19 protein-coding genes are annotated in these 21,596 nt (G+C 42.2%); all 19 read left to right on the top strand.

The genetic code is table 11. The features are described 5' to 3' along the window. The first annotated feature begins 2 nt into the window (after nt 1-2). The 19 genes from wecA to SG35_RS07830 all read left to right on the top strand — a co-directional run bounded on the left by wecA (nt 3) and on the right by SG35_RS07830 (nt 21,573). Entirely contained in the window at nt 3-1,055 is a 1,053-nt protein-coding gene (gene wecA / locus SG35_RS07740; protein WP_044830691.1) for a UDP-N-acetylglucosamine--undecaprenyl-phosphate N-acetylglucosaminephosphotransferase, read from the top strand. 134 nt (nt 1,056-1,189) lie between these two features. Next, a complete protein-coding gene (gene gspG, locus SG35_RS07745) occupies nt 1,190-1,585 on the top strand; it encodes a type II secretion system major pseudopilin GspG (RefSeq protein WP_044830692.1) in 396 nt (131 codons plus the stop codon). After that, a complete protein-coding gene (locus SG35_RS07750; RefSeq protein ID WP_044830693.1) occupies nt 1,585-3,234 on the top strand; it encodes a GspE/PulE family protein in 1,650 nt (549 codons plus the stop codon). The genes gspG and SG35_RS07750 overlap by 1 nt, the downstream gene beginning before the upstream one ends. Then, a complete protein-coding gene (locus SG35_RS07755) occupies nt 3,234-4,436 on the top strand; it encodes a type II secretion system F family protein (RefSeq protein ID WP_044830694.1) in 1,203 nt (400 codons plus the stop codon). The genes SG35_RS07750 and SG35_RS07755 overlap by 1 nt, the downstream gene beginning before the upstream one ends. Nucleotides 4,437-4,550: 114 nt before the next feature. After that, complete coding sequence (locus SG35_RS07760; RefSeq protein WP_044830695.1) at nt 4,551-4,979, top strand: type II secretion system protein; 429 nt, start codon at nt 4,551-4,553, stop codon at nt 4,977-4,979. A gap of 97 nt (nt 4,980-5,076) precedes the next feature. Further along, nucleotides 5,077-5,535, top strand: a complete 459-nt coding sequence (locus SG35_RS07765) for a type IV pilus modification PilV family protein (protein WP_044830696.1) — start codon at nt 5,077-5,079, stop codon at nt 5,533-5,535. Continuing rightward, the gene (locus tag SG35_RS07770) at nt 5,525-6,214 is read left to right on the top strand and encodes a PulJ/GspJ family protein (protein WP_084692436.1); all 690 of its coding nucleotides are present in this window, start codon (nt 5,525-5,527) and stop codon (nt 6,212-6,214) included. Before SG35_RS07765 ends, SG35_RS07770 begins: the two co-directional genes overlap by 11 nt. A 136-nt stretch (nt 6,215-6,350) precedes the next feature. After that, nucleotides 6,351-7,094: a hypothetical protein gene (locus tag SG35_RS07775; protein ID WP_337993195.1), complete on the top strand. Its 744-nt coding sequence runs from the start codon at nt 6,351-6,353 to the stop codon at nt 7,092-7,094. Nucleotides 7,095-7,155: 61 nt separating this feature from the next. Continuing rightward, nucleotides 7,156-8,235 carry a hypothetical protein gene (locus tag SG35_RS07780; protein WP_152646451.1) on the top strand — a complete coding sequence of 360 codons (1,080 nt, stop codon included), beginning with the start codon at nt 7,156-7,158 and terminating at the stop codon, nt 8,233-8,235. Next, the gene (locus SG35_RS07785; protein WP_044830700.1) at nt 8,228-8,812 is read left to right on the top strand and encodes a hypothetical protein; all 585 of its coding nucleotides are present in this window, start codon (nt 8,228-8,230) and stop codon (nt 8,810-8,812) included. Before SG35_RS07780 ends, SG35_RS07785 begins: the two co-directional genes overlap by 8 nt. Next, on the top strand, nt 8,809-9,408 hold the full coding sequence (locus SG35_RS07790; protein ID WP_044830701.1) for a hypothetical protein: 600 nt from the start codon (nt 8,809-8,811) through the stop codon (nt 9,406-9,408). Before SG35_RS07785 ends, SG35_RS07790 begins: the two co-directional genes overlap by 4 nt. 13 nt (nt 9,409-9,421) lie before the next feature. Beyond that, the gene (locus tag SG35_RS07795; RefSeq protein WP_044830702.1) at nt 9,422-11,494 is read left to right on the top strand and encodes a secretin N-terminal domain-containing protein; all 2,073 of its coding nucleotides are present in this window, start codon (nt 9,422-9,424) and stop codon (nt 11,492-11,494) included. A 731-nt stretch (nt 11,495-12,225) separates the two neighbouring features. Then, complete coding sequence (locus tag SG35_RS07800; RefSeq protein ID WP_044830703.1) at nt 12,226-13,941, top strand: hypothetical protein; 1,716 nt, start codon at nt 12,226-12,228, stop codon at nt 13,939-13,941. Nucleotides 13,942-14,050: 109 nt separating this feature from the next. After that, nucleotides 14,051-15,817, top strand: coding sequence for a tetratricopeptide repeat protein (locus SG35_RS07805; protein WP_044830704.1), 1,767 nt, complete (start codon nt 14,051-14,053; stop codon nt 15,815-15,817). 192 nt (nt 15,818-16,009) lie between these two features. Then, nucleotides 16,010-17,698 (top strand): tetratricopeptide repeat-containing sulfotransferase family protein, encoded by a 1,689-nt coding sequence (locus SG35_RS07810; protein WP_044830705.1) that lies wholly within the window; start codon nt 16,010-16,012, stop codon nt 17,696-17,698. A gap of 125 nt (nt 17,699-17,823) precedes the next feature. Next, nucleotides 17,824-18,783 (top strand): glycosyltransferase, encoded by a 960-nt coding sequence (locus SG35_RS07815; protein ID WP_053042755.1) that lies wholly within the window; start codon nt 17,824-17,826, stop codon nt 18,781-18,783. 105 nt (nt 18,784-18,888) lie between these two features. Next, complete coding sequence (locus SG35_RS07820) at nt 18,889-19,563, top strand: sulfotransferase family 2 domain-containing protein (RefSeq protein WP_053042756.1); 675 nt, start codon at nt 18,889-18,891, stop codon at nt 19,561-19,563. Beyond that, nucleotides 19,535-20,887, top strand: a complete 1,353-nt coding sequence (locus SG35_RS07825; protein WP_152646452.1) for a lipopolysaccharide biosynthesis protein — start codon at nt 19,535-19,537, stop codon at nt 20,885-20,887. Before SG35_RS07820 ends, SG35_RS07825 begins: the two co-directional genes overlap by 29 nt. Then, nucleotides 20,884-21,573 carry a sulfotransferase family 2 domain-containing protein gene (locus SG35_RS07830; RefSeq protein ID WP_044830707.1) on the top strand — a complete coding sequence of 230 codons (690 nt, stop codon included), beginning with the start codon at nt 20,884-20,886 and terminating at the stop codon, nt 21,571-21,573. The genes SG35_RS07825 and SG35_RS07830 overlap by 4 nt, the downstream gene beginning before the upstream one ends. Nucleotides 21,574-21,596: the final 23 nt, after the last annotated feature.

A 21,596-nucleotide genomic window follows, 5' to 3' on the forward strand; every position in this document is an offset into this window, starting at 1 on the left:
GAATGTTATTTCTCTTACCAGCTTTGTTTGTCGCTTTTTTTGCCTCTATTTCTACTATTAAAGTTTTACTACCACTAGCCCCCCATATCGGGCTGGTTGATTTACCCACTGAGAGAAAAAACCACGACGGCGCCATTCCTTTGATTGGTGGAATTTCCATTTTTACCGGTGTGTTGATCGCCTCAAGTTTGTTTATAGAACAAAGCCAATTGCTTAATTTATACTTAATTTCATCTGCCTTTTTGGTCTTTTTAGGTACTTTGGACGATATTTATGATTTAAGCGTGATGTCACGGATTATTTTTCAAGGAATAATAGCCTCTATCTTAGTTTTTGGTGCCGGTATTTATATTAGTGATTTTGGTGAGATTTTCGCCAGCGGTCCGGTGGATATCGGTATTTATGGTATGATCTTCACTTGTGTTGCCTGCATTGCTGCAATTAATGCCTTTAATATGGTAGATGGTATTGATGGCTTAGCAGGCTCTATGAGTATTATTACCATTGCCTCTGTAGCACTTATGAAGTTACTCTCAGGCCAGTTAGATTTGATTTTACTGCCTTTAGTTCTAGTTGTTGCCATAGTTCCGTTTCTCTTTTATAACGTAAGCAGACGCAACCCCAGAGGGAAAAAGATCTTTATGGGGGATGCAGGCAGTATGTTTATGGGGTTAACCGTTATTTGGTTATTAACTCTGGAAACACAAGGGGAAAATGCTTCTTTCCGTCCGGTAACGGCTTTGTGGGTAATAGGGATTCCCCTGATGGATATGTTATCCATTATGCTTCGCCGGATCCGCACGGGAAGTTCTCCCTTCAAGGCTGATAATAACCATATACACCACATAGTGATCCGTGCCGGTTACTCTTCAAGGCAAGCGCTTATCATGTTAAGCTTACTTGCTATTCTTTTTGCGGCAATAGGGGTTTTTGGAGAAGTCTTTCAGGTTCCGGAATGGTTTATGCTGACCGGTTTTATTGTGTTATTTGTCTTTTATACCCTGATACTCTCCCGCCACAGTAAAGGCGAGCTAGCCCTGAGTAAACTGTCGTAAGTTGAAATATTGCAGGGTAATAGTCGGTAAATCTTTGTAACATATTCTTGAATTGTGTTTCCTTTAGCTGCATCGACTCCTTCTGATTTACTTGGTAGAATTTCCATTAATTGATTAATAATTTAGTAGGTTTTATGCGTAAGAATCGTGGTTTTACGATGATAGAATTACTCATCGTTATTGTTATTTTAGGCTTGTTGGCGTCGCTGGTTGCGCCAAAATTCTTTTCACAGTTAAGCACGGCAGAACGTGGGATTGCTGCGGCGCAGATGAATGCTTTTGAAACCGCACTAGACACTTACCGGCTTGACCTGGGAGCTTATCCAGCAAAACTAGAAGATCTTCGCTCTGGTGAACAGCCAAGATGGGATGGCCCTTATTTACCTAAAGATGTTCCCTTAGATCCTTGGGGAAATCCATATGTATATACAACGCCGGGAGAAAATAACGCACCTTATTCTATTATGTCTTACGGCGCTGACGGCAAACCGGGCGGCATAGATAATAATGAAGATATAGTACATAAATAATGCAGTTAAGTAAGTTATTACAAGAAGAATTTCAGGTAACTCCTGACGACCTGAGTAAAGCCGAAAGTTATCAAAGCCGATATGGTGGTCGCATAGAGCAAATTCTTGTAAACATGGGGAGCTTACCGGATGATCAAATTCCAAAATTATACAGTTTGCTGTTTAATCTCCCCTTGTTTGATATCTCTTTGTGGGATGAAAAGAAAAAACCCGATATAAACCCTGAAGTCTTAAGTGTTTTATTAGATAATCAATGGATACCACTTTCTGTAAAAGGCAATAACTGGACATTAGCATGCCGATATCCACTGGATTTGGTGGTTAACCAGCTACTTGTAAGTCATGCTATTAATCCTGAGATTTATTTAGCGCATGAATCAGACCTGCAAATGTTGGCAAGTCATTATAAGCAAGCTGCTGATGAGGGGAGTCAGGAGTTTGTTGGTGACGAAGAAGAACGCTTAAGGGAACTTGCAACTGAAGCACCGACAGTAAACCTACTTAACTCTTTGATTTCCAGAGCGTTACGTCAAGGGGCGTCAGATATGCATCTTGAGCCATATCAAAGCCGATATAGAGCGAGATTTCGTATCGATGGGGTCTTACACGATGCTGAAACCTTATCCCCACGAATGCAACTTCCTATCGTTACTCGACTGAAAATACTTTCAGGTATGGATATTGCCGAAAAGCGACGGCCTCAAGATGGTAAAATTGAATTAAAGATATCTAATCAAGAACTTGATATTCGAGTCTCCGCCTTGCCTCTCAATGATGGCGAGTCTATGGTATTACGTTTTTTACGTAAAGATAATGTGCAGTATGATATGTCAGTTCTTGGTTTATCAGATGACATAGAGGCCTTGGTACGTGAAGATATTAAAACAACATCCGGAGTCGTATTATTAACCGGACCTACAGGCTCAGGCAAAACGACAACACTTTATACTTTTTTAAATGCCTTAAATAATGACGATGTAAAAATAATAACGCTGGAAGATCCTGTTGAATACCAATTACCAGGTATAAATCAGGTACAAGTTAACAGTGATATTGGCTTTGATTTTTCTGCCGGGCTAAGAAGTATTGTCCGTCAGGATCCCGACATCATCATGTTAGGTGAAATCCGTGATAAAGAAACGGCGCAAATTGCACTTCAATCTGCATTAACCGGGCATTTGGTTTTCTCTACTGTCCATACCAATGATGCTGCCAGTGCGTATACCCGTTTATTAGATCTAGGTGTAGAAGAGTTTTTACTTAATGCTGCTTTGGTATCGATTGTTGCCCAGCGTCTGGCTCGTAAAATATGTCAGGAATGTGCACACCCGCACCCGGAAGCTGAGCACCTTATTGAAAAATATCACTTGCAGACACTTGCCGAAAAGTTTGCCTTAGCTGAAATCCGTCTTATGCAGGGCATAGGTTGTGAACATTGTTCTTATTCAGGTTATAAAGGCCGAATGGCTGTGACTGAATATTTGCGATGTGACGATGAAATTAAGGCTATGCCGAAGGATTCTGATTTTATTCCAAAAGCTAAAAAGCATAATGCAGATTTACATCGTAGAACCTTGCTTGAAGATGGCTTTTATAAGGCGATTTTAGGCTTTACAACTATCAATGAAATCGTACGGATTGCAGGGTAATGGCACAATTTAGCTATAAAGCTTACGATTCGTCTGGCGGAAAAGTTGATGGTCAATTAGAAGCAGCAGATAAAGCTTTTGCTCTTGCAGAATTAAAAAGTCAGGGGCTGATGCCTTTTGAAATTAAAGAACTGGCTAACAATGCGAATAACATTTTAACTTTTAAGCAAGGTGTTTCCCTGGCAGACTTGGAATTTCTTACTGCGGAATTAAGCTTGTTACTTGAGTCTGGTGTTAGGATTGATAAAGGCATAGATATTATTCGTCGTACAAAAGCCAAACCTGCTTTGGCTAAGTTATTGTCAGATATCAGTCAGGGAATTAAGAAAGGAAAGAATTTATCAGAAGCTTTTAGAGAGCATGATGAAGTATTTGACCCTTTGTATTGCAATTTGATTGAACTTGGCGAAGCATCGGGGAACTTAAGTGAAATCTTTGCCGGTTTGGCTAAAGATCTTAAGTTTCGCAGAGAACTACAGCGAAAAATCGTCAGTTCGCTGGCTTATCCTATTGTCATCTTTTTTGTTTGTTTATTATGTATATTCTTTATATTTAATTTTATCATTCCGAAAATGTCATCCATGTTTAATGATGTTGACTCTTTGCCTTGGTATACCAGCGCAATGTTATCAACGAGTGAGTGGATGTTGCAATATCAAGGGTATCTATTCATCGGCATCATTGCTGGTCTCTTTGCGTTGGTTGCGGCTACCAGGCAAGCCGTATTTATTAACTGGTGGCAAAACCTCAGTTTGAAGCTTCCTTTTATTAAACAAGCGGTTGTTACTGTTGAACGGATCCGTTTTAACAGTGGACTGGCGATGATGGTTAAAGCTGGCGTACAAATAGACCGTGCGATAGGTCTCTCTGCCGGCAATATCAAGAATCAAAAGTTGCGACGTGAAATGGATATCGCTAAGTCGAAGGTTAAAGGCGGTAGTGCGCTGACACCAGCATTAAAACAAACCTCTCTTTATCCCGATTTTTTTATTTCATTATTAGAAGTTGGTGAAGAGTCAGGAAATTTAGAACGAGTTTTTGATGAAATCGCCAATAGATCACGCCAAGAATTTGAAAGTTGGACTGACAGAATGACAACCTTGTTAGAGCCCTTGATGATTTTGTTTATGGGAGGATTTGTCGGCGGCGTAGTCGTGGTTATGCTGCTCAGTATGGTCTCTATCAATGAAATAGGCATATAGTGGTGGAAGACTGGCAAAATTTGGCAGCTGGTGATTGTTGAAACTAGATGTTGATATCACAACCCGTGAACTGCTGAAAACGATGTATTTTTATCGTAGGAAAGAGATTGTTTTATGGCCAGGTTAAAAGTTTCAGGATTTACGCTGATTGAATTGATGATTGTCATGTCAATTGTCGCCTTGTTAATGGGCATGGTTGGACCCCTGGCCATACAAAATTTAGAAAAAGCACAAAGCAAAAGTGAATTGATGTCAGTTAAAAATTGGCTTAAGCAAGTCAGTTTTCAAGCATATATTAGCGGACAAGAATTAAAACTGGTATTAAAGGGCAAAGAGGCTAAATTGGTAAAAACGGATTCTGAAGAAGTGCTCACTGATGTCACTTTTGAGTTCCTGTTCTTTCAGCCTCAAACCCTTAATTTTAATAACAAGGGGTACGTAACGCCTACTCAGCTTACTGGCGCTTATCGAAATAAGCCTTTGTTGTTAGACTTAAAACAACCAATTAATGGTGAATATGACATAGCGATAAGTGAATTTTAATTATTGGTATGTTCATAAAGAGATGTTTCTACCTGCCAGGTACAATGTCACCTTATTCATGGATGTCCAGGCCTTAAAACATAGAAATTGATAATTGATGAAAATACCTACAAGCCTTTTGTTTAAAGCAAAAAAATCAACTGCTGGCTTCACCTTGATTGAAATTTTAGTGGCAAGTGTTATTTTATTTTCTTCTATTGCCGTGGTTTCCGTTGTATACAAAGGGGCGTATTTGGCTTCTGAAAAGGCAGACAGTCATATGACTATCGCCGGTGCTGTCCCTATCATCTTGGGGAATATCCGGGAAAAGATAAGGGGGCAAGGCAATGCCGATGATATACAATTGCATGGCAATGACGTAGCCTGGGGAGTTGTTTATCAATGGCGTGCTGATCAGCTTGATTTTAAACCGCCTCCGGTTAGCTTTGATATTGACAGCGGACAAATGATCGAAAGTGATAATAAATACAAACTGTGGCAGGTTGAAGTGACCTTGACCTATTCAAATGCGAGTCACACATTTGAGTTTAATGAGTTAAGTTGGAATGAGAAATAGGCAGTCAGGTTTCACTTTGGTAGAACTGCTTATCGCGGTTGCCATTTTAAGTGCATTATTGTTTACCGGCAGTTTTGCCTATCAGATGTTGGCTAACCGTTGGGGCAAGGAACTTGGCGAGTTCAATACCTCAGTGCAGTCTACTAAAAGTTTGACTTTACTAGATGATTTACTCAGAGGAGTACAGCCGTTCATCGTCATTGAAAAAAATCCGGGCTTTGATAAACCCGCTTTTTTCTTTATCGGGCATAACAACAGCTTACTTTCTATTAGTCGCTCAGGTATATTTTCGTCCGGCTATCCGGAGATATTCCGCCTAACTGTGCAAGTTCAGGATAATGGGCTTCATGAGTTAATTTATCAATCGGTGAGTAGCCAGGGACTGTTATTATTAACTGCGCAGCAAGAAATAGTGTTTGAACATCAGATCACTTTATTAAAAGATTTTGATGAAATCACGTTTAGTTACTCTGGCTGGGATGGCTTTATGGAGTATGCTGAGCGGGCAAAGTCTCTGAAACCTGCCAGTTGGCGCGAGAAATTTTCGGGTATCGATAATCAATTGTTACCCGAAAAAATGCGGGTATATGCAAAAAAAGGTGGTAAAGTAGCGGACTTTAATGTGGGTTTTGACCAACGTTCTCTTCGTTATCTAACTCCCTATATAGATAATTACTAGTATTATGAATCGCAAATGTCGCGGAATAGCTTTAATACAGATTTTGCTGATTACCGCAATTTTGTCTGTGCTGGCTTTATATTTAACGCAGACTTCCAGACAGCATGTCCGGATGGCATCCTGGGCACAGGATAGGGTGGCAGCTGAAATAGCATTGCACTCGGCGGAATCACAGTTACTATTCACTTTGATGACCCAAAAGAAGTTTCCTGAAGACGGCGTGGACCCGCTGGTACTATTGTGGAACTTTTATGGCCAGGAATTTCAATTTAACGACCTGGTCAGGCTTTCTATCCAGGATCAAGCTGGATTGCTTAACTTACATACTATACACCAGGGCCGGTTTCTTGCTTTGTTGCAAAGTAATGGGCTCAGTGAACAGCGAAGTACTGAAATATTAGCGCGATTATTGGATTGGCAAGACAGTGATGCCCTGGTACGGGCGAATGGCAGGGAGTCATCGGTTGAATTTGGCAGTGTCCGAAATGGCGCCATTCCCGATATCACAGAGTTGGAACATGTATTGGAATTATCACCTGAAGAGAAGCAGTTGATTTATCAAAACTGTGGAATATTTTTCCTGGGAGACTTCAACCCCATGATGGCGCCGATACCGCTGATTGCTTCATTAAGTGATCAACTATCTGCACAACAAATTGCACTGCTAAGAGAAAGCAATCAGTTAACCAGAACAAATTTTATTGAAATTACAGATATCAAAGAAGAAGAAGATATGCGTTTTTATCCCTCGAATGTCATGAAAGTTATATTCAAATCAAGTGTAAATAAAGCTTTTGTTACAAGAGAATTAGTGATTTCACTTTCCCCCTATGCTAAAAACAACCTTAGCCCGATTAATGTATTAGTAGATAAAAGTTAACATGTCAGCCACTCCGTTACCTATTCCAAGCATGCCAAATGAATTGCTGGTGAAATTTCTCGTGAATTTTGCCGGTTATTTTGATGGCCAATTATATCGTTTTTCGCGCCGTGCAGATCGGCTTGAGCTGGTTGCTGCCGAAGCTAATTTTAAAGCACAAGTTATTATAGCTGCGTCTGCTTATTATCAAGAGAATAAGCTTAACTTCCCCATTGATGATAAAAAAGAGCTGAAAAAATTACTTAAGCTGCAACTTGCTGCAAATGATGTCGCATTAATTCAAAAGAGTGCGGATAACCTCAGTTATGTGAATACCTGGTCGTTTGACGCTAAGATCCCCAAGAGTTATTTACTCTTTCCCGAATCACTCTTATTCGCCTCTTTTAGTCAAAATGGTGACATTCTCACCCTTGGGAATCAAGACGGTAGCAAAACCTTTATTACGTCTTTTGACGGTGTCATAGGTTCGGCGAGTGATCTGGGAGCAATCGACAGTGCTGAAAAATTTGCAATGTCGGCTGCTGCTCCCTTTAAAAGAGAACTATTGCTTGAACATCAGGATAAAGGGCTGTTTTTGGCTTCATCATTGGTCAGGTTACCGGTTAATAAGCTCCTCACTTTTTTTGTTAAACCGGCAGCGCAAAACAGCAAAAGATTGGCGTTGCAGCTTATTCTTCCTGCCATGGTGATGAGCTTTTTATACTTGTTAGCCGGTAGCGGCTATTTATTACTTAAAACAAGTCTCCTGGAAAACCAGTTGGCTCAAAAAAGTGAGCAGGTCGCGAAGTTATTGGCGCTGGAGTCAGATCTTGATAATAAGTTTGCTCGTCAGCAGCAACTCAGTCACTTTTGGCAGAGTAAACAAAATACAGCCGGTCTTTGGCAAGTGATGGCGCCGGTATTTGAACAAAGTACGATAAAGAATATTACACGCCGGGGGAATGCCTTTGTTATTAAAGGGCGAACGCCTAATGCGTCACAGTTATTGGAGCTGATAGCCGCAAATGCGAATGTTGCCAAAGCTAAATTTGAGGCACCGGTACGAAAGGATCGTAAACAAGAGCGTTTTACTATCAGTATTGAGCTAACTGAAAGTTTGTACCTGCAAACCGGGGATGAAGGAGAAGCTGTCGGTGAATGATCTGAAAAAGCATGCATTAGCGCTGAGCTTTATTGCGGTATTAGTGTGTATCAAGTTTGTTTATATTCCAATAATTGACTGGCAGGATGAGCAATTAGGCACTTTGGCGTTGCTTGAGCGCAAGATTAATAAAGTTGACCATTTGCTTACAGAAGAGGAACAACTAACCGTTGATCATGAAATGTCAACAAGACAGGTTTTGGCATTGTCGCAGGGCTTTTACCATAACCAGGACCCCGAACCCTTTAAGCGTCAGCAGCAAAAAAATATTGAAGCAGAATTGCTGGCACACAAGCTTAAAATAAAGAATATCGGCTGGCAAATTACGATGGAAAATGCTGATGTGAATTTGAATCAATTTAGTATTAATTACACTTTTGACGGTAAAAGTGAAGATGTTATTAATTACTTGTTGGCGATCAGTGCAAATGAGAAATTTTCTGAGTTGACGGAATTTAATTTATCGTTTGTCAAGCAAAAAGCGGGTAAGTTAGGACGGGTTTCGGCCCGGCTTCGGCGGGTATTTTTTATGGATCTTAACCAAGAACAGATGACGAAGGCAGAGTCTAGAGCATGAGTTTCTATCACCGGATTAAAGTATTTTGTTTTCAGCCGTTGGTTCTTATCAGTGCCGGTATTGCCCTGTTGTGGAGTTTTGCGGATCTCTCTGAACGTTTTGTGACGGATAACATATCCGGAAATAGCCGGGATAAAAGTCTTGTCCATAAAGAATTTTTATCGCGGATCATTTCTTCTGAGCAGCAAAAGGATATCGCAGCTTTATATGATAAATACCGGGTTACAGAAAATAATGCTTCTCAAGAAAAAGAAAGTGTCGGCTTGTCGTTAAAGGAGCAGCAAGAGCAGCAGGGAGTGTTGAAGCAGGTATTTGTTGGTGATTTAAAAATTGAACTTAAAGCCGTCATTAGTCAAGGAGCCCCTGCGGGCAATAGTCCTATTGAGGGAAAAAACAGCACAGTTCAACAGCAATTAAAGGCGCTTTTACTGGTTTCAAATGCTAAAGCGGGCACCGCTGAAGTCCAAGAGTTTGCAAATAACAGCTTGGTTCACGGTTATCGGCTCAGTATCAATAATAATGTCCAGGTCTCTCTGACTCGCACGCTTGAGCAAGGTGAGCAGCAGATAACCTTAACCATGTATCAAATAAAATAGATAAGAATCATTCATGAACATTACATATAAACACCCCTTAACACTTAGTTTGATCATTGCTTTAACCCTTAGTGGTTGTGCTACAGGGCCGGAAGAGAAATTCTCTCCCCGGGGTTCTTATTTACAAGGGGGAAAAATCGAAAATAAGCAGAGCGAGGGTGAAGCAAGGCAACAAAGCGGCGCTGTCGTTTCTGAAGAACAAAAGGATAAAGAAAAGTTCCGTTTTGTCACTCCTTTGAAGTTGAATACCCAACAAGCAGTGGTGGCCGATGATGTATTAAACCTTTTTAATGAGCAAAACCTGTTAAAGATTACCGCAGACTCATTGCCGTTAAAGGATTACTTGCATCATGTATTAGGTGAACAGTTAAATGTCAGCTATGTACTGGCTGATGAAGTGAATAAGGATGGAAAAGCGGTGACATTGAATCTGCAAGACGAGATCAGTGCACGAAAATTATTTACTTTGACTGAAGAGGTATTGGCTAAAAGGGATTATGTGATTCGTTACGATGACGGAATTTTTTATATCCATCAAAATGACGGGGGTAAAAGCAAAGGGGATATTGTTTATGGCTACGGTAAAGATATGCTTGATATTCCCAATTCCTCGGCAGAAATCATTCAGATGGTGCCCTTCGAATACGGTATGCAGCAGAGCCTGGGCAATACCCTGCGTGTTTTACTGGGAGTGAAATCGATTCCTGATAAAGATCGCAATAGCATCACAGTGCAGGGCAAGCGTAAAGATATCGTCAAAGCATTGGAGTTGATCCGGCTGATGGATAGGCCTACGTTGAGAGACAGGCAAATAGGTCTATTCAACAGTACCTTTATCGATGGCAACGAAATTACTAAAAAACTGCAGGAACTGCTCGGTCAGGAAGGTATTTCTGTCAGCAAGGGGGCGTCTTCTCAATCTGCTTTATCGGTTGTTTCACTTGATAAGCAAGGTACCTTGATCTTTTTTGCCAATAATCAACAGATTATCAATCGGGCAGTCTTTTGGGCGGAGCAAATTGATCAGCCGTTAAAAACCAATGAAAAACAATATTTCATCTATGCTCCTAGATATTCACGGGCTGTTGACATGGGGGAAAGCCTGGAAGCCTTAATCTCCAATACCGGTGGCGGTTCACTTGGCCGCGCAGGCAGCAGTACTTCGGCAACAAGTCAAAACCAAAGCGCTGCTGCTAATCGCCGCACCAGCCGCAGCGCCAGTTCTGAAAAAATGAAGATGGTGGTGGATGAACGCGCCAATTCGTTGATCTTTTACAGCACGGGAGAAGATTATCAACAATTGTTGCCGCTCATTAAAAGATTGGACGTTTTGCCCAAACAAGTCATGCTGGAAGTCATGATAGCTGAAGTCACCCTGACGGATGAATTTAAACAGGGGGTTGAATTTGCATTCAGCCGTGGCAGTTACGGCTTTTCAACTGCCGGGGCTTTCATGGGGGACGGCTTCGGCGGCCTGTCATACCTGTTAAAGGGCTCTGATGGACAGATCGCTGCAGAATTATTGCAAACCAACAGTTTAGTAAATCTATTATCTAAGCCCTCTCTAGTGGTTCGCGACGGGGTTAGCGCGTCAATTAATGTCGGTACTGATATTCCTATTGTTGGTGAAACAACTTCTGATCCTATTAGTGGGGACAACCAAACCACGGCCATTGAATACCGTAAAACCGGGGTCGAGTTAACGGTTACACCGACGGTCAATGCCCAGGGAGTGATCCTGATGGAGATAAAGCAAAAAATCAGTAATCAGGTGGAAGTTGGCGCAACTACTGCCATAAGCCCTTCGGTATTTGAGCGTAGTGTTGATACCGAAGTGGTCGCGGAAAGCGGACAAACCATTATTCTGGCAGGTTTGATCAGTGAAAATCGTACTCAAAAGGATTCTAAAGTGCCTTTTTTCGGAGATTTACCTTTTATCGGCGGCCTGTTTAAAGCCAATACTGATGCAGGAGATAAAACCGAACTCGTGGTATTGGTGACCCCCAGGGTTATTGAATCTGCAGATGAATGGAGTGATATTAAAGAGCGCTTCACTCAGGGATTGGAAAAACTTACCCTGGATTAATGCCTGGCTGATGTTAGTTCTGCTTTATCCTTGATACTTATAAAAAGGGCCATGTTCCGCGATGGCATGGCCCCTTTAAATTCCCGGCATAAATCGCTGTTAGTATGGAGTAAATGATTTATTACCTTTTTGAATAGATATCGTGGTAATAGCTGCTAGTATATGATGTGTATGCTTTTTTTGATTAAAGGCTGAGAGCCTGAAATTAGTTGTCGTTCGCTTATCGGATCTGACGCTTTTAGTAAATGTGAGGGCTGAAGCCGGTAGAAAATCATTGCGGTAACGGGCACTTTGCCTGGTTTTTGTTCGAATTGGGTGTGCGCTGTAGGGCTGAACCTATGTATGACACTTACAAGCAAACAATATATAGTTCCAGTTTACTATGCATTTTTTGACCTGTAATAAGGTTAAATGCGGCTTTTACATTTAAAATTACTGATATTCAAAGTTTTATAAGGAATTGGCTTGAACTCTCTATATTTATCGGTTACCTTCTCGTTGAAAGCGTTATATACGCTTGATGTAGGTTAAAAAACACTCAAACAAAGCTATTTGTCTGAGTAGAGTGTTGACAAGGTAGCAACAATGGGTAAACTTACCCATCGTTAGAAGTCGCTTAGGCGACGGCCTAAGTGTTAGATACTTATGTATTAAATTTAACATACTGTAATTTTTATATGAGTTGGCATTAACCTGCCTATCTCAGTTTCATGAAACCAAGGAAAATAAAAATGTTTAAAAAAACTCTTTTAGCCTTAACAATTGCTGGTACAGCGTCAGCGGCTAACGCTGCTACTGTTTATGCAGACATCACAGATGCCGTAGTTGGTGATCTGAACACTTTGTTAACAGTGGCTACTCCAGCTGCTGGCGACCCGTACGGTACTGATGGTGTTATTACTGGTACAGAGAATAACTGTGACGCTGCTGCTACTACTCTGGGTGTAACCCTAGACGAAGGCGCCTTCACTAATGCCGGTGCTGACGATGATAGTCTGACTTTCGGCGCAGCCGGTCAAGATCAGACTCGTGTTATCATGACAGCTACCAATGCTTGTACTATTTTGTTAGATGCAGAAACTAAAGATACAACTCCTGCTCTTGACGGCATCGAGTACTCTACTGCTACTGCTATCGAATTAACGCCTGACTTCATTGTTGGTTTAGGTGGTCTGAAAGATGAAGATACTATCACTTTAACTTTCTCTGGTGCTAAAATCGATACTACTTTAACTGTTGCTCCTACTGTAACGGTTTCTGGCGACGCAGGTGTTAGAGACACTGGTACTGCTGCTACTTTCATCGGTACTGCTGCTGACATGACTTTCGACCTTCTGGATATCGACCCAGATGGTGAATTCGTACGTTTTACTGTTAAGTCTGCCGACTCTGCAACGACTACTGTTGCTCCTAACGCTATCTTAAACGTTGCCGGTATCTTCTTAGATTCAACTGGCCTGAGCTCAGCGACTTCTGTTGCCATGTCTACCGTTGCTATCAACACTTCAGGTACTGAATACGATCCGTCTTCAGCTGCTACTATTGTTAGCCTGACGCCTCAGTACGAAGCGACAGTAACAACTGCTTTTGACGCGCTGATCGATGTTGGCGATGATCGTCAAGGTTTCGAAAACAGTGCTTCTGCCGATGCTTTAACTCTTAACGTTGACAAGCTGACTACTGGTCTTGAGCTTACTCCAGAAGAAGCCACTTACGTTATTACCGGTGATTTCTCTTGGATGTTAGATGACAGCATCGATACTGACGAAAGCGGTACTTTAACTTCTGCTGAAATCGCAAACGCTGTTACCTACGCAGGTGACACGTTGAAGTCATACGCTATCGACACTGACTTAACTGAGTTAACAGTAACAACTACTACAGGTGCTGCTGTTACAGCCACTCAAGTATTTACCTTCACTGTACCTGGTTACGACAACGGTGCCATGGAGCATCCGGTAATCAATGTTCAGGACTTCACTGTAAAAGTTGACGTTCAAGATGACGACGCTTTCACAACTGATCCGGTAAACATGTCTGCTAACTTAATAACAGACGCTGGTGAGTGGGACCTGAACGGTTCTGTAATCTACTTACCATATGTACCGTTTGGTCCTAACACTCAGCCTATCATCCGTCACACTAACAAAGGTAACCAAACAGGTGACCTGACTGTACGTTACATGGTTGAAGGTGTGGACACTTCTTGGAACGCTCTTTCTGCTGCAAACGTAGACGATGCAACTCCAGGTGTACGTAACATGCTGACTCTGATCACAGACGCTCTGAAAGACGAAGGTTATGACGCAACTACTGATGGTTTCAAAGTTGCTTTAGAATTCGTAACTAACGTTCCTTCTGAAGACGTATTTGTTTACGGTGGCGCTAAGGTTACTGCCGAAGGCCAAGACCGTATCCACTTAGGTACTCTTAAAGATAACGACTAATATTTAGTTTTAGTTATTGATATAAAAAGCGAGCTTAGGCTCGCTTTTTTATTTAGTTAAAGCGGCAAACCGCGGGAGAGTTTGCACGGACAGTGGCGGCGAGTTGTAAATGAAAAAAAATAAAATGGCGGATTTGTTTGCGGTTGCTCAGCAGGCTTTTGACAGCAGAGATTATAAGAGAGCATTTTCAAGTTTAAACAAGTTTAAACGGGCGAAAACAGAGATTAAATTTGAACATGTTTTATTAGAGGCTAAAGTCAATCTGGCGCTGAAAAAATTTGAAAAGGCTCTTTTGTTCAAGACCGCCGGCGAGCAACTGGCTGTTTCAGCGAAGCAAAAAGTGGAGTGGCATAATTACGTGGCAGAAATCTACCAGGCCCGGCACCAGGTAGAAGGAGTTATCTATCATCTTGAGCAGAGCCTTGCTCTGGACAAGTCGATTGCCAATGCCGTAGCGAGACATCGCTTGTTGACGCATTATGTACAACAGGAGCAATATGATAAGGCCAGGGAAGTGGGATATAAGCTGCTCGACTGGCAGGGATATTTTATTTCAGCGGCGTTTTTGCTTATGGATTGTGTATTTGCAACTGATGATAAGACAGAAGGACTTAAACTGGCAAAATCTTTAACCGGCCACAGTGATTACCTGGCTGAAAAAGAGATGATTCATATTTTCAATAAGTTGCTTAAGGTAAAGGCAATTGATGAGGCACAACTGTTTGTTGAAAAGGAGAAAAAAAGCAAGGGTGTGCAATATTGGCATCAGATAGCGCAGGCGATCATCCTGGTACATCAGCAACAAATTTCCCGGGCGATAACTTTATTTAAAGAAATAAAAGGGGCCGGTTCTATTTATGAAATGGACTTTCATCGGGCATTAAGAGATTTTTATTTTAACGCCCGCCAAGAAAGCCAATTCTTTGCTCTGGCAGGGGATTTCCATGATGATTATTTTAACCTTGTTTATCTTGAAGAATATGTTTCTTTGGAAGAACACGATAAACTGATTACCTATACTGTTCAGCCTGGTATAGCTCCATTTCTTCATTGCATGGCTGATTATAACAAACTGATCAGTTATTGGCTTTTAGGCCGGTTGGATGACTGTGTTGCGCTTCTTCGCACTAACAAGGAATTTATATCCATATCTCATCAAGGTCATCCTAAGCACCTGAAAATACCTCATATTTTTATGGTGTATATTCAGGCGCTGGTGCGTGATCGTCTGCGGAAAAAGCCTGAGGCTCAGGTTCCTGGTCATCAAGTTATATATGTCATTGGCGAGTCCCATGCTCTAGGGTTGCATGATCAGATCTTTCGCTGTGGTGATAGCTCTTACCAAGGCCGTGTTAAGTTTATCAAAGGCATCCAGATGCACCATCTCGCCGGTGAGGGCGATAATAAATATAAGTATTACCTGCGCCGCCATTTGGGGAGCATTGAAGATAATGCCAGCGTACTTTTCACTATAGGTGAAATTGATTGCCGCATAGGCAAGGGGCTGAGTCTGGCTGCCAAGAAATTGCGACGCCCGCTGGATGAGCTAATTGATCAGACGGTTAAAGGCTATATTGAATATATTAAACTATCCCTGCAGACGAAACCGATAAAGAAGGTTTATATTCAGGGCATCCCTGCCCCTAATATTGAAAAGTACCCCTGGCTGGACTTAGCCGGTCATGTCAGGCTGATTCAAAAAGTCAATGTTCTGTTGAAAAGTCAGGTATTGGCCCAGCAGTGGTTTTTTATCGATGTTTACGCTGCTACTAGTGACGTTAGCGGCTGGAGTCACGGAAAGAGACATTTAGATGCCTGCCATTTGAAACCTTCTTTGTATGAGGATGTAACCGCCTGGATTGCTTCCCCTCAGTGACGGGCGGGCAGGTGTCGGGTTATTTTCACGGTTTGAGGGGGCCAGCACCTGCTCCTTATCAGGAACGATAGCTTTGGGCTAGCATTGAGTTTAGCTCTTTAAATGATTTAAAATACCGCCGGAGGCTATCTGGTCTCTCTTGCCGTCGTTAATTGTTAAATGGCTTCATATAAGAACATAAAGGAACGAAAATTGAACAGTAAAGAGCAAGCGCTACTGGCCAAATCCCGTAATTACTACCAGCAAAAAATGTACGCTAAGGCTGAGCGCACGATCGCCAAGATCAAAAGCACTGACAGCGAAGTCTATAAATTAGCGATGCAAGTGTATTTTTCTCTGAAGCAATATGCTAAATGCAGTCAAAAGGCTGAGTTATACCTGAGGGAAAATCCGAATTTACATGGTAAAAAGCAGGCTTATCTTTTGCTGGCAAAGTCCCAGCTAGAATTAGAGCAAGTCAGCTCTGCGCGTATTAACCTTGAAAAATCAATGTCACTTGACAGTTCAATAGATAATGCTGAGGCCATTGTCGCTTTGCTTATGGTTTATATGACTGAGTATAACCTTGTTGGTGTCGAAACCCTGGCTCCTAGATTGAAATCCTGGTCAAAATATTTTCTTATTTCCTCATTATTTTTAATCCGCTCTGCAGCGAGAATGGGTAAACGTGAGCTATTAAAGAAACGGCTAATGGATATTTTTCCTTATGCTGAAGCCATTGAAGGGAACAATGCCGCCGAAATTGTGAATTTTATGATGGATTTAGGCCTGTATGACGAGGCAACGACATTAATTTTCAGGCATAAGAAAGTAAATCCGAAGGCTAATCCCAGGTCGTTGTTGTCTAAGCTGTATTTATTTAAAAAGCAATATCAGGAAGTTATCGACTGGTTTGATGAAAGCAAGCTCGAACAGTATCCGGCAACGGGCTATCATTGTGCCGTTGCACTGGATAAACAGGAAGATTATGCCCGGGCCTTCACTTATCTTACTTCCGCGGCCAAAATCCGTAAAAAAGAGCAGGAAAAGGCCAAACAACCTGATTATGTCAAGTTGTATTTATCTGCCTTAAATAAGCTTAAGCCGGTACAGAGCCAGGCGAACCCCAATGGTTATCAGCATGTCTTTGCCGTCGGTTTCCCCCGTTCCGGTACGACGTTATTGGACAATGTATTAGATACTCAGGCAGAGGTTATGGTATTAAGTGAGCCGCCGACAATTCAATTTGTCGTGGATGCTTTTGCCAGCAAATTAAAGAAGAACTACCCCAGAGATCTTGCTAGCTTGACAGAAGAAGAAATTGAAGTGTTGCGGGAAGTATACTTTAATACTCTTAGGATGATCGATCAAGCTGCCCCGCAAAACGGCGTTCTTGTGGATAAAAACCCCCATCATACGGTCCATTTGCCTTTAATTAAAACCTTGTTCCCGCATGCAAAAATAATCTTATCGCTAAGACACCCGCTGGATGTCTGTTTGAGCTGCTTTCAAATTGATTTCAGTGCCAATGAACATAATCGTTATCTTGTAACGCTCGACGAAATTGTTAATCGTTATCAGGAAGTATTTAGCCTGGTAGAGGGTTATCAAACCAATCTTAATATTGATTACCTTGAGCTCCGTTATGAAGATTTGTTAAGCGATTTTGATGCCGAGATGCTCAGGGTCTTTAACTACATCGGGCTGGAAGGGGATGACAGCTATAAAGAATTCCATAAACATGCCGGTGGCAAATATGTCGTTTCCGCATCAAGGGGACAGACAGATCAGCCCCTTTATAATAGTTCAAAAGAAAAGTGGCGCAATTATCAAGAGCAGTTGGGCGTTTATATTCCGGCTCTGGCACACTTTATAGATAAATACGGTTATAGTACTGAATAATAACCAGATGTTTGTTTGCGGTCAGCGTCAATATTGGCAGCGATATATTTCTCTTTTTATGGGCAGGGGAGATTTTTGTGTTAATCACCCCTGTATTTTACAGTTAGGCAAGTGGCAGTATAAGTATGCTTAAAAGACTATTAAAAACTCTTCCTTTATTCAAGAATGTCTATCAGGCAAAAAAGCTTGCCGAGCAACTAACTGTCGCTCAGTATCAGTTAACCTTGGCGGTGAATCATATTGCCTTGCTAAACCACAAGTTTTTAGCTGATCAAAGGGTTGCTGACGGCCATGGTGTCTCCGGGGATGTTTTGCCGAAAGCCTCTTGCCAGCAGCTTCTGACCGTTTCGTTAACAACTTATGGTAAACGGTTATCGACGGTTCACCTGACCATATTAAGTTTGCTACGGCAAACCCTGAAGCCTCAACGCCTGATATTATGGCTGGCTGAAGATGAGTTTACGCTTGAGCAATTGCCTGAGTGCTTGCTGGAGCTGCAGCAATTCGGCTTAGAAATTGCCTTTTGTCCGGACATCCGTTCATACAAAAAGCTTATCCCGGCCCTTAAACGTTATCCGGATGACATTATTATTACATTCGATGATGATGTTATTTATCCGCAGGATCAAATCGAACGTTTATATCAGGCACATTTAGCCGAGCCTGCGGCCGTTATTTGTCATCGTGCGCATCGTATCAGTAAAAAAGCAAATGGCGATATTAAGCCCTATATCCAATGGCCGTTTGACATTTCTTCTGCAAAGAGCGGTTTTGATATTTATCCGGTTGGTATCGGTGGTGTGCTTTACCCTCCGGGAAGCTTGAATCCTGAAGTGATGAATGAGCCGGCTTTTATGCGCTTATGCCCCTATGCGGATGATATGTGGTTTAAGGTTATGGCGTTAAAAAACCTTACTCCGGCCAAGGTCGTTGATAACCCGACCCCTTACCGTGATTATCTGCAAACTCCCGGGAGTCAGGCTGTGAGTTTGTGGGAGAGTAACAGAGAAAAAAATGATTGGCAGTTACAGGCCCTGCTGAGCGCATATCCCGAATTAATCGGTCAGGTACAGGCTTTTTCATGATAATCCCTTCTGTTAGCTAACATCTTAAGATAAAGATGTTAGACTAGCGTTAACCAAAATCCTGGTTTTAGCCGTTAACGGTTAAGGCCTGAAAGTTTAACTGACATGTTTAAGCGTCTAAAAAAAATTATTCCCTTTAGCTATTACCCCTATAAAGCGTTTATGCATAAGCATAAGTGTATCTTTGTCCATATTCCTAAAAATGCCGGAAGTAGTGTTTTAACCTTGTTTTATGATCAGGGCGGGCGAAAGCATGCCAAGTGGTATGAATTTTATGAAAGCAATGACTATTTTTTCAGGCGATATCATAAATTTGCCATAGTCAGGGAGCCGTTGGCACGACTGTACTCGGCATACCGTTACTGTCTTAAAGGCGGTAACCAACAAAGTGACGATCTTGCATTGCGTGAGATAATTCTCGCCAACAGTAATGGTTTTTCAGATTTTATTGAGTTTGTGCTGGATGCGGACTTTTTAATGCTGCAATTGCTTTTTCAACCGCAATATTTGTATCTTTATGATCGCCAGCTTATTTGTAAGATTGATACCGTGTTACGCTATGAAACGTTACATAAGGATTGGCAAGCACTGGCTGCCAGTCAGGGGTATCCTATGGAATTGCCAAAAGTGAATGCCGCAGCGGTTGAATCACCAGTGCCGAAAATTTCCCCCAGGGCGTTGGCTAAAGTATATTCGCTCTATCGCCTTGATTATCAGTTATTAGCTTATCCGCAAAAATCAGAGTGTAGCTGTGACAGCCTTGAACAGCCGGGAGCATAAAGGGGGCATTGTGCAGATGTTGCTTTCAGGGCGTTTAAGGGGGCGGGCTATTTGGGTGTTACTGGCAAAATTGCTGGCATCTTTTCTTGCCTTGCTGTTTCACTTTTTACTGGCCAGGCAGCTCTCCAGTGCTCAATATGGCCTTTTTAGCTTGGCGATGACCTGTATCCTTTTTAGCTGTGCCTTTGCTAAGCAAGGACTGGAACCTTTACTTATTCGCCATTTAGCGGTGAAAAAGCAGGCTGGCATCCGGGACGTTTATTGCTTTTTTATCCTTTATGCCGGGTTAAGTGCTTGTGTCGTTGCGGCTCTATTGCTGTTGTTTGGCAGCTTTTTAGCACTGGATATAGTAAAACAGCCAAAACTTCTTGAGCTGATGCCTGCGATGGCTATGTTGACCGTACTGCAAACCTTTTTGGCCGTTAATAGCAGTGCGTTAAGAGGCAGAGGTTATCCAGGCGTTAGTTTGCTGTTTACCGGGGCGGTAACCTTTGCCCTGGCACTGCTTTTTTTATTATTACAGCCGCCGTTGACGGCTGTAGGCGCCATTAATCAGATACTTTTTTCGAGTATGTTTGCCTGCTTGTTGAGCTTTGCCGTTACCGGCAGCAAGTTACAGCTTGGCGTTGCGTCAGAGCAACATGGCAGGTCCGTGCTTTCAGGCGCTATGGAGCTAATTCAAAACCGTCCTTTGCTTAAAGGCGGTAAAGATCTCTTTGTGATCTCATTGGCGGCACTGGCGACCCAGCAATTGGCTACCGTTATTTTAGCGCGTTATGCTGAATTATCTGAAGTCGCCAGTTTTGCTTTGGCAGCCAAACTGGCACTGCTGATGACTTATCCGTTAATGGTGATTAATGCTATTACAGCGCCTATGTATGCAAGGTACTGGGGCCAGAAACAGTTGACGGCATTTAAATCTTTGTCGGTAAAAAGCAACCGGGTGTTGTTGCTTGCTGCCACCATTTTGTTATTGCTGGTTTATTCACTATCCCAGCCCTTACTGGGCGTATTTGGCAGTAAGTATCAGAATGCCGTTCAGCTTTTACAGATACTAGCTCTGGGTCATTGGGTAAATCTGGCAACTGGCTCAGTCGTTTCCATGCTGATTATGGCGGGTCATGAGCGGGTACATCGCCGTAATACCCTGATTATTACCGTCGTTAATATTGCCGCGCTGTTGTGGCTTGTCCCTTTGTATGGCAGCTATGCTGCCGCCTGGATAACTTGTGCCGCAATGGTGGTTAAAAACCTGGTGGCCCTTTATTTTGTTAGAAAGCTGATTTTTTCCCGGATCGGCGAAAGTGGAAACTCAATGATATGATATCAACTTTTGATCAATGCTTATTTGTTCATATTCCTAAGGTGGCCGGGCAGAGTATTGAATCTGCTTTTTTGGCCCGGGCCGGCTTAAGCTGGCAGCAAAGAGAAGCTTTTTTGCTCCGTCCTAATAAAGATCCTGCCTTGGGACCGCCGAGATTGGCACATCTGACGGCATTGGAATACCTGGAGTTGGGCTATCTGGAGCCCGAGGTCTTTACTCGGCTTTTTAAATTTTCCTTTGTTCGCAATCCCTGGGATCGGCTGGTCTCTGAATATACGTACCGCCAGTACAAAATGTCTTTTAAAGATTTTTTGTTTCGTGGTTTTCCAACGGTAAAAGATGATGATTATGCGTTATCTCAGGATCTTTATCGCCATGTATTGCCTCAGCATTATTTCCTTTATGATCAAGAAGGAAAGTTACTGGTGGATTTTGTTGGCAAGTTTGAAAATCTGCAGCAAGATTTTGCCCGGGTTTCGGAGATAATTACCGGGCAGGTTTTGCCTCTGCCGCACAAAAATGAAACCCCGGCTTCAGGGGCGCGGGCGGTGTTGAGTCGGCTATTTAAACAAAAAAAGAAAAAAACTACCAAGCCGCATTACCGGGAATATTATGATGAAGAAAGTCGGGCATTTGTTGCCGACTTGTATCAGCAGGATATTGCGTTATTTGACTATCAGTTTTAGCGGATGTTTTTTCTGGCAGTCAA

The organism is Thalassomonas actiniarum, assembly GCF_000948975.2.
In the GTDB taxonomy this organism is placed as follows: Bacteria; Pseudomonadota; Gammaproteobacteria; order Enterobacterales; family Alteromonadaceae; genus Thalassomonas; species Thalassomonas actiniarum.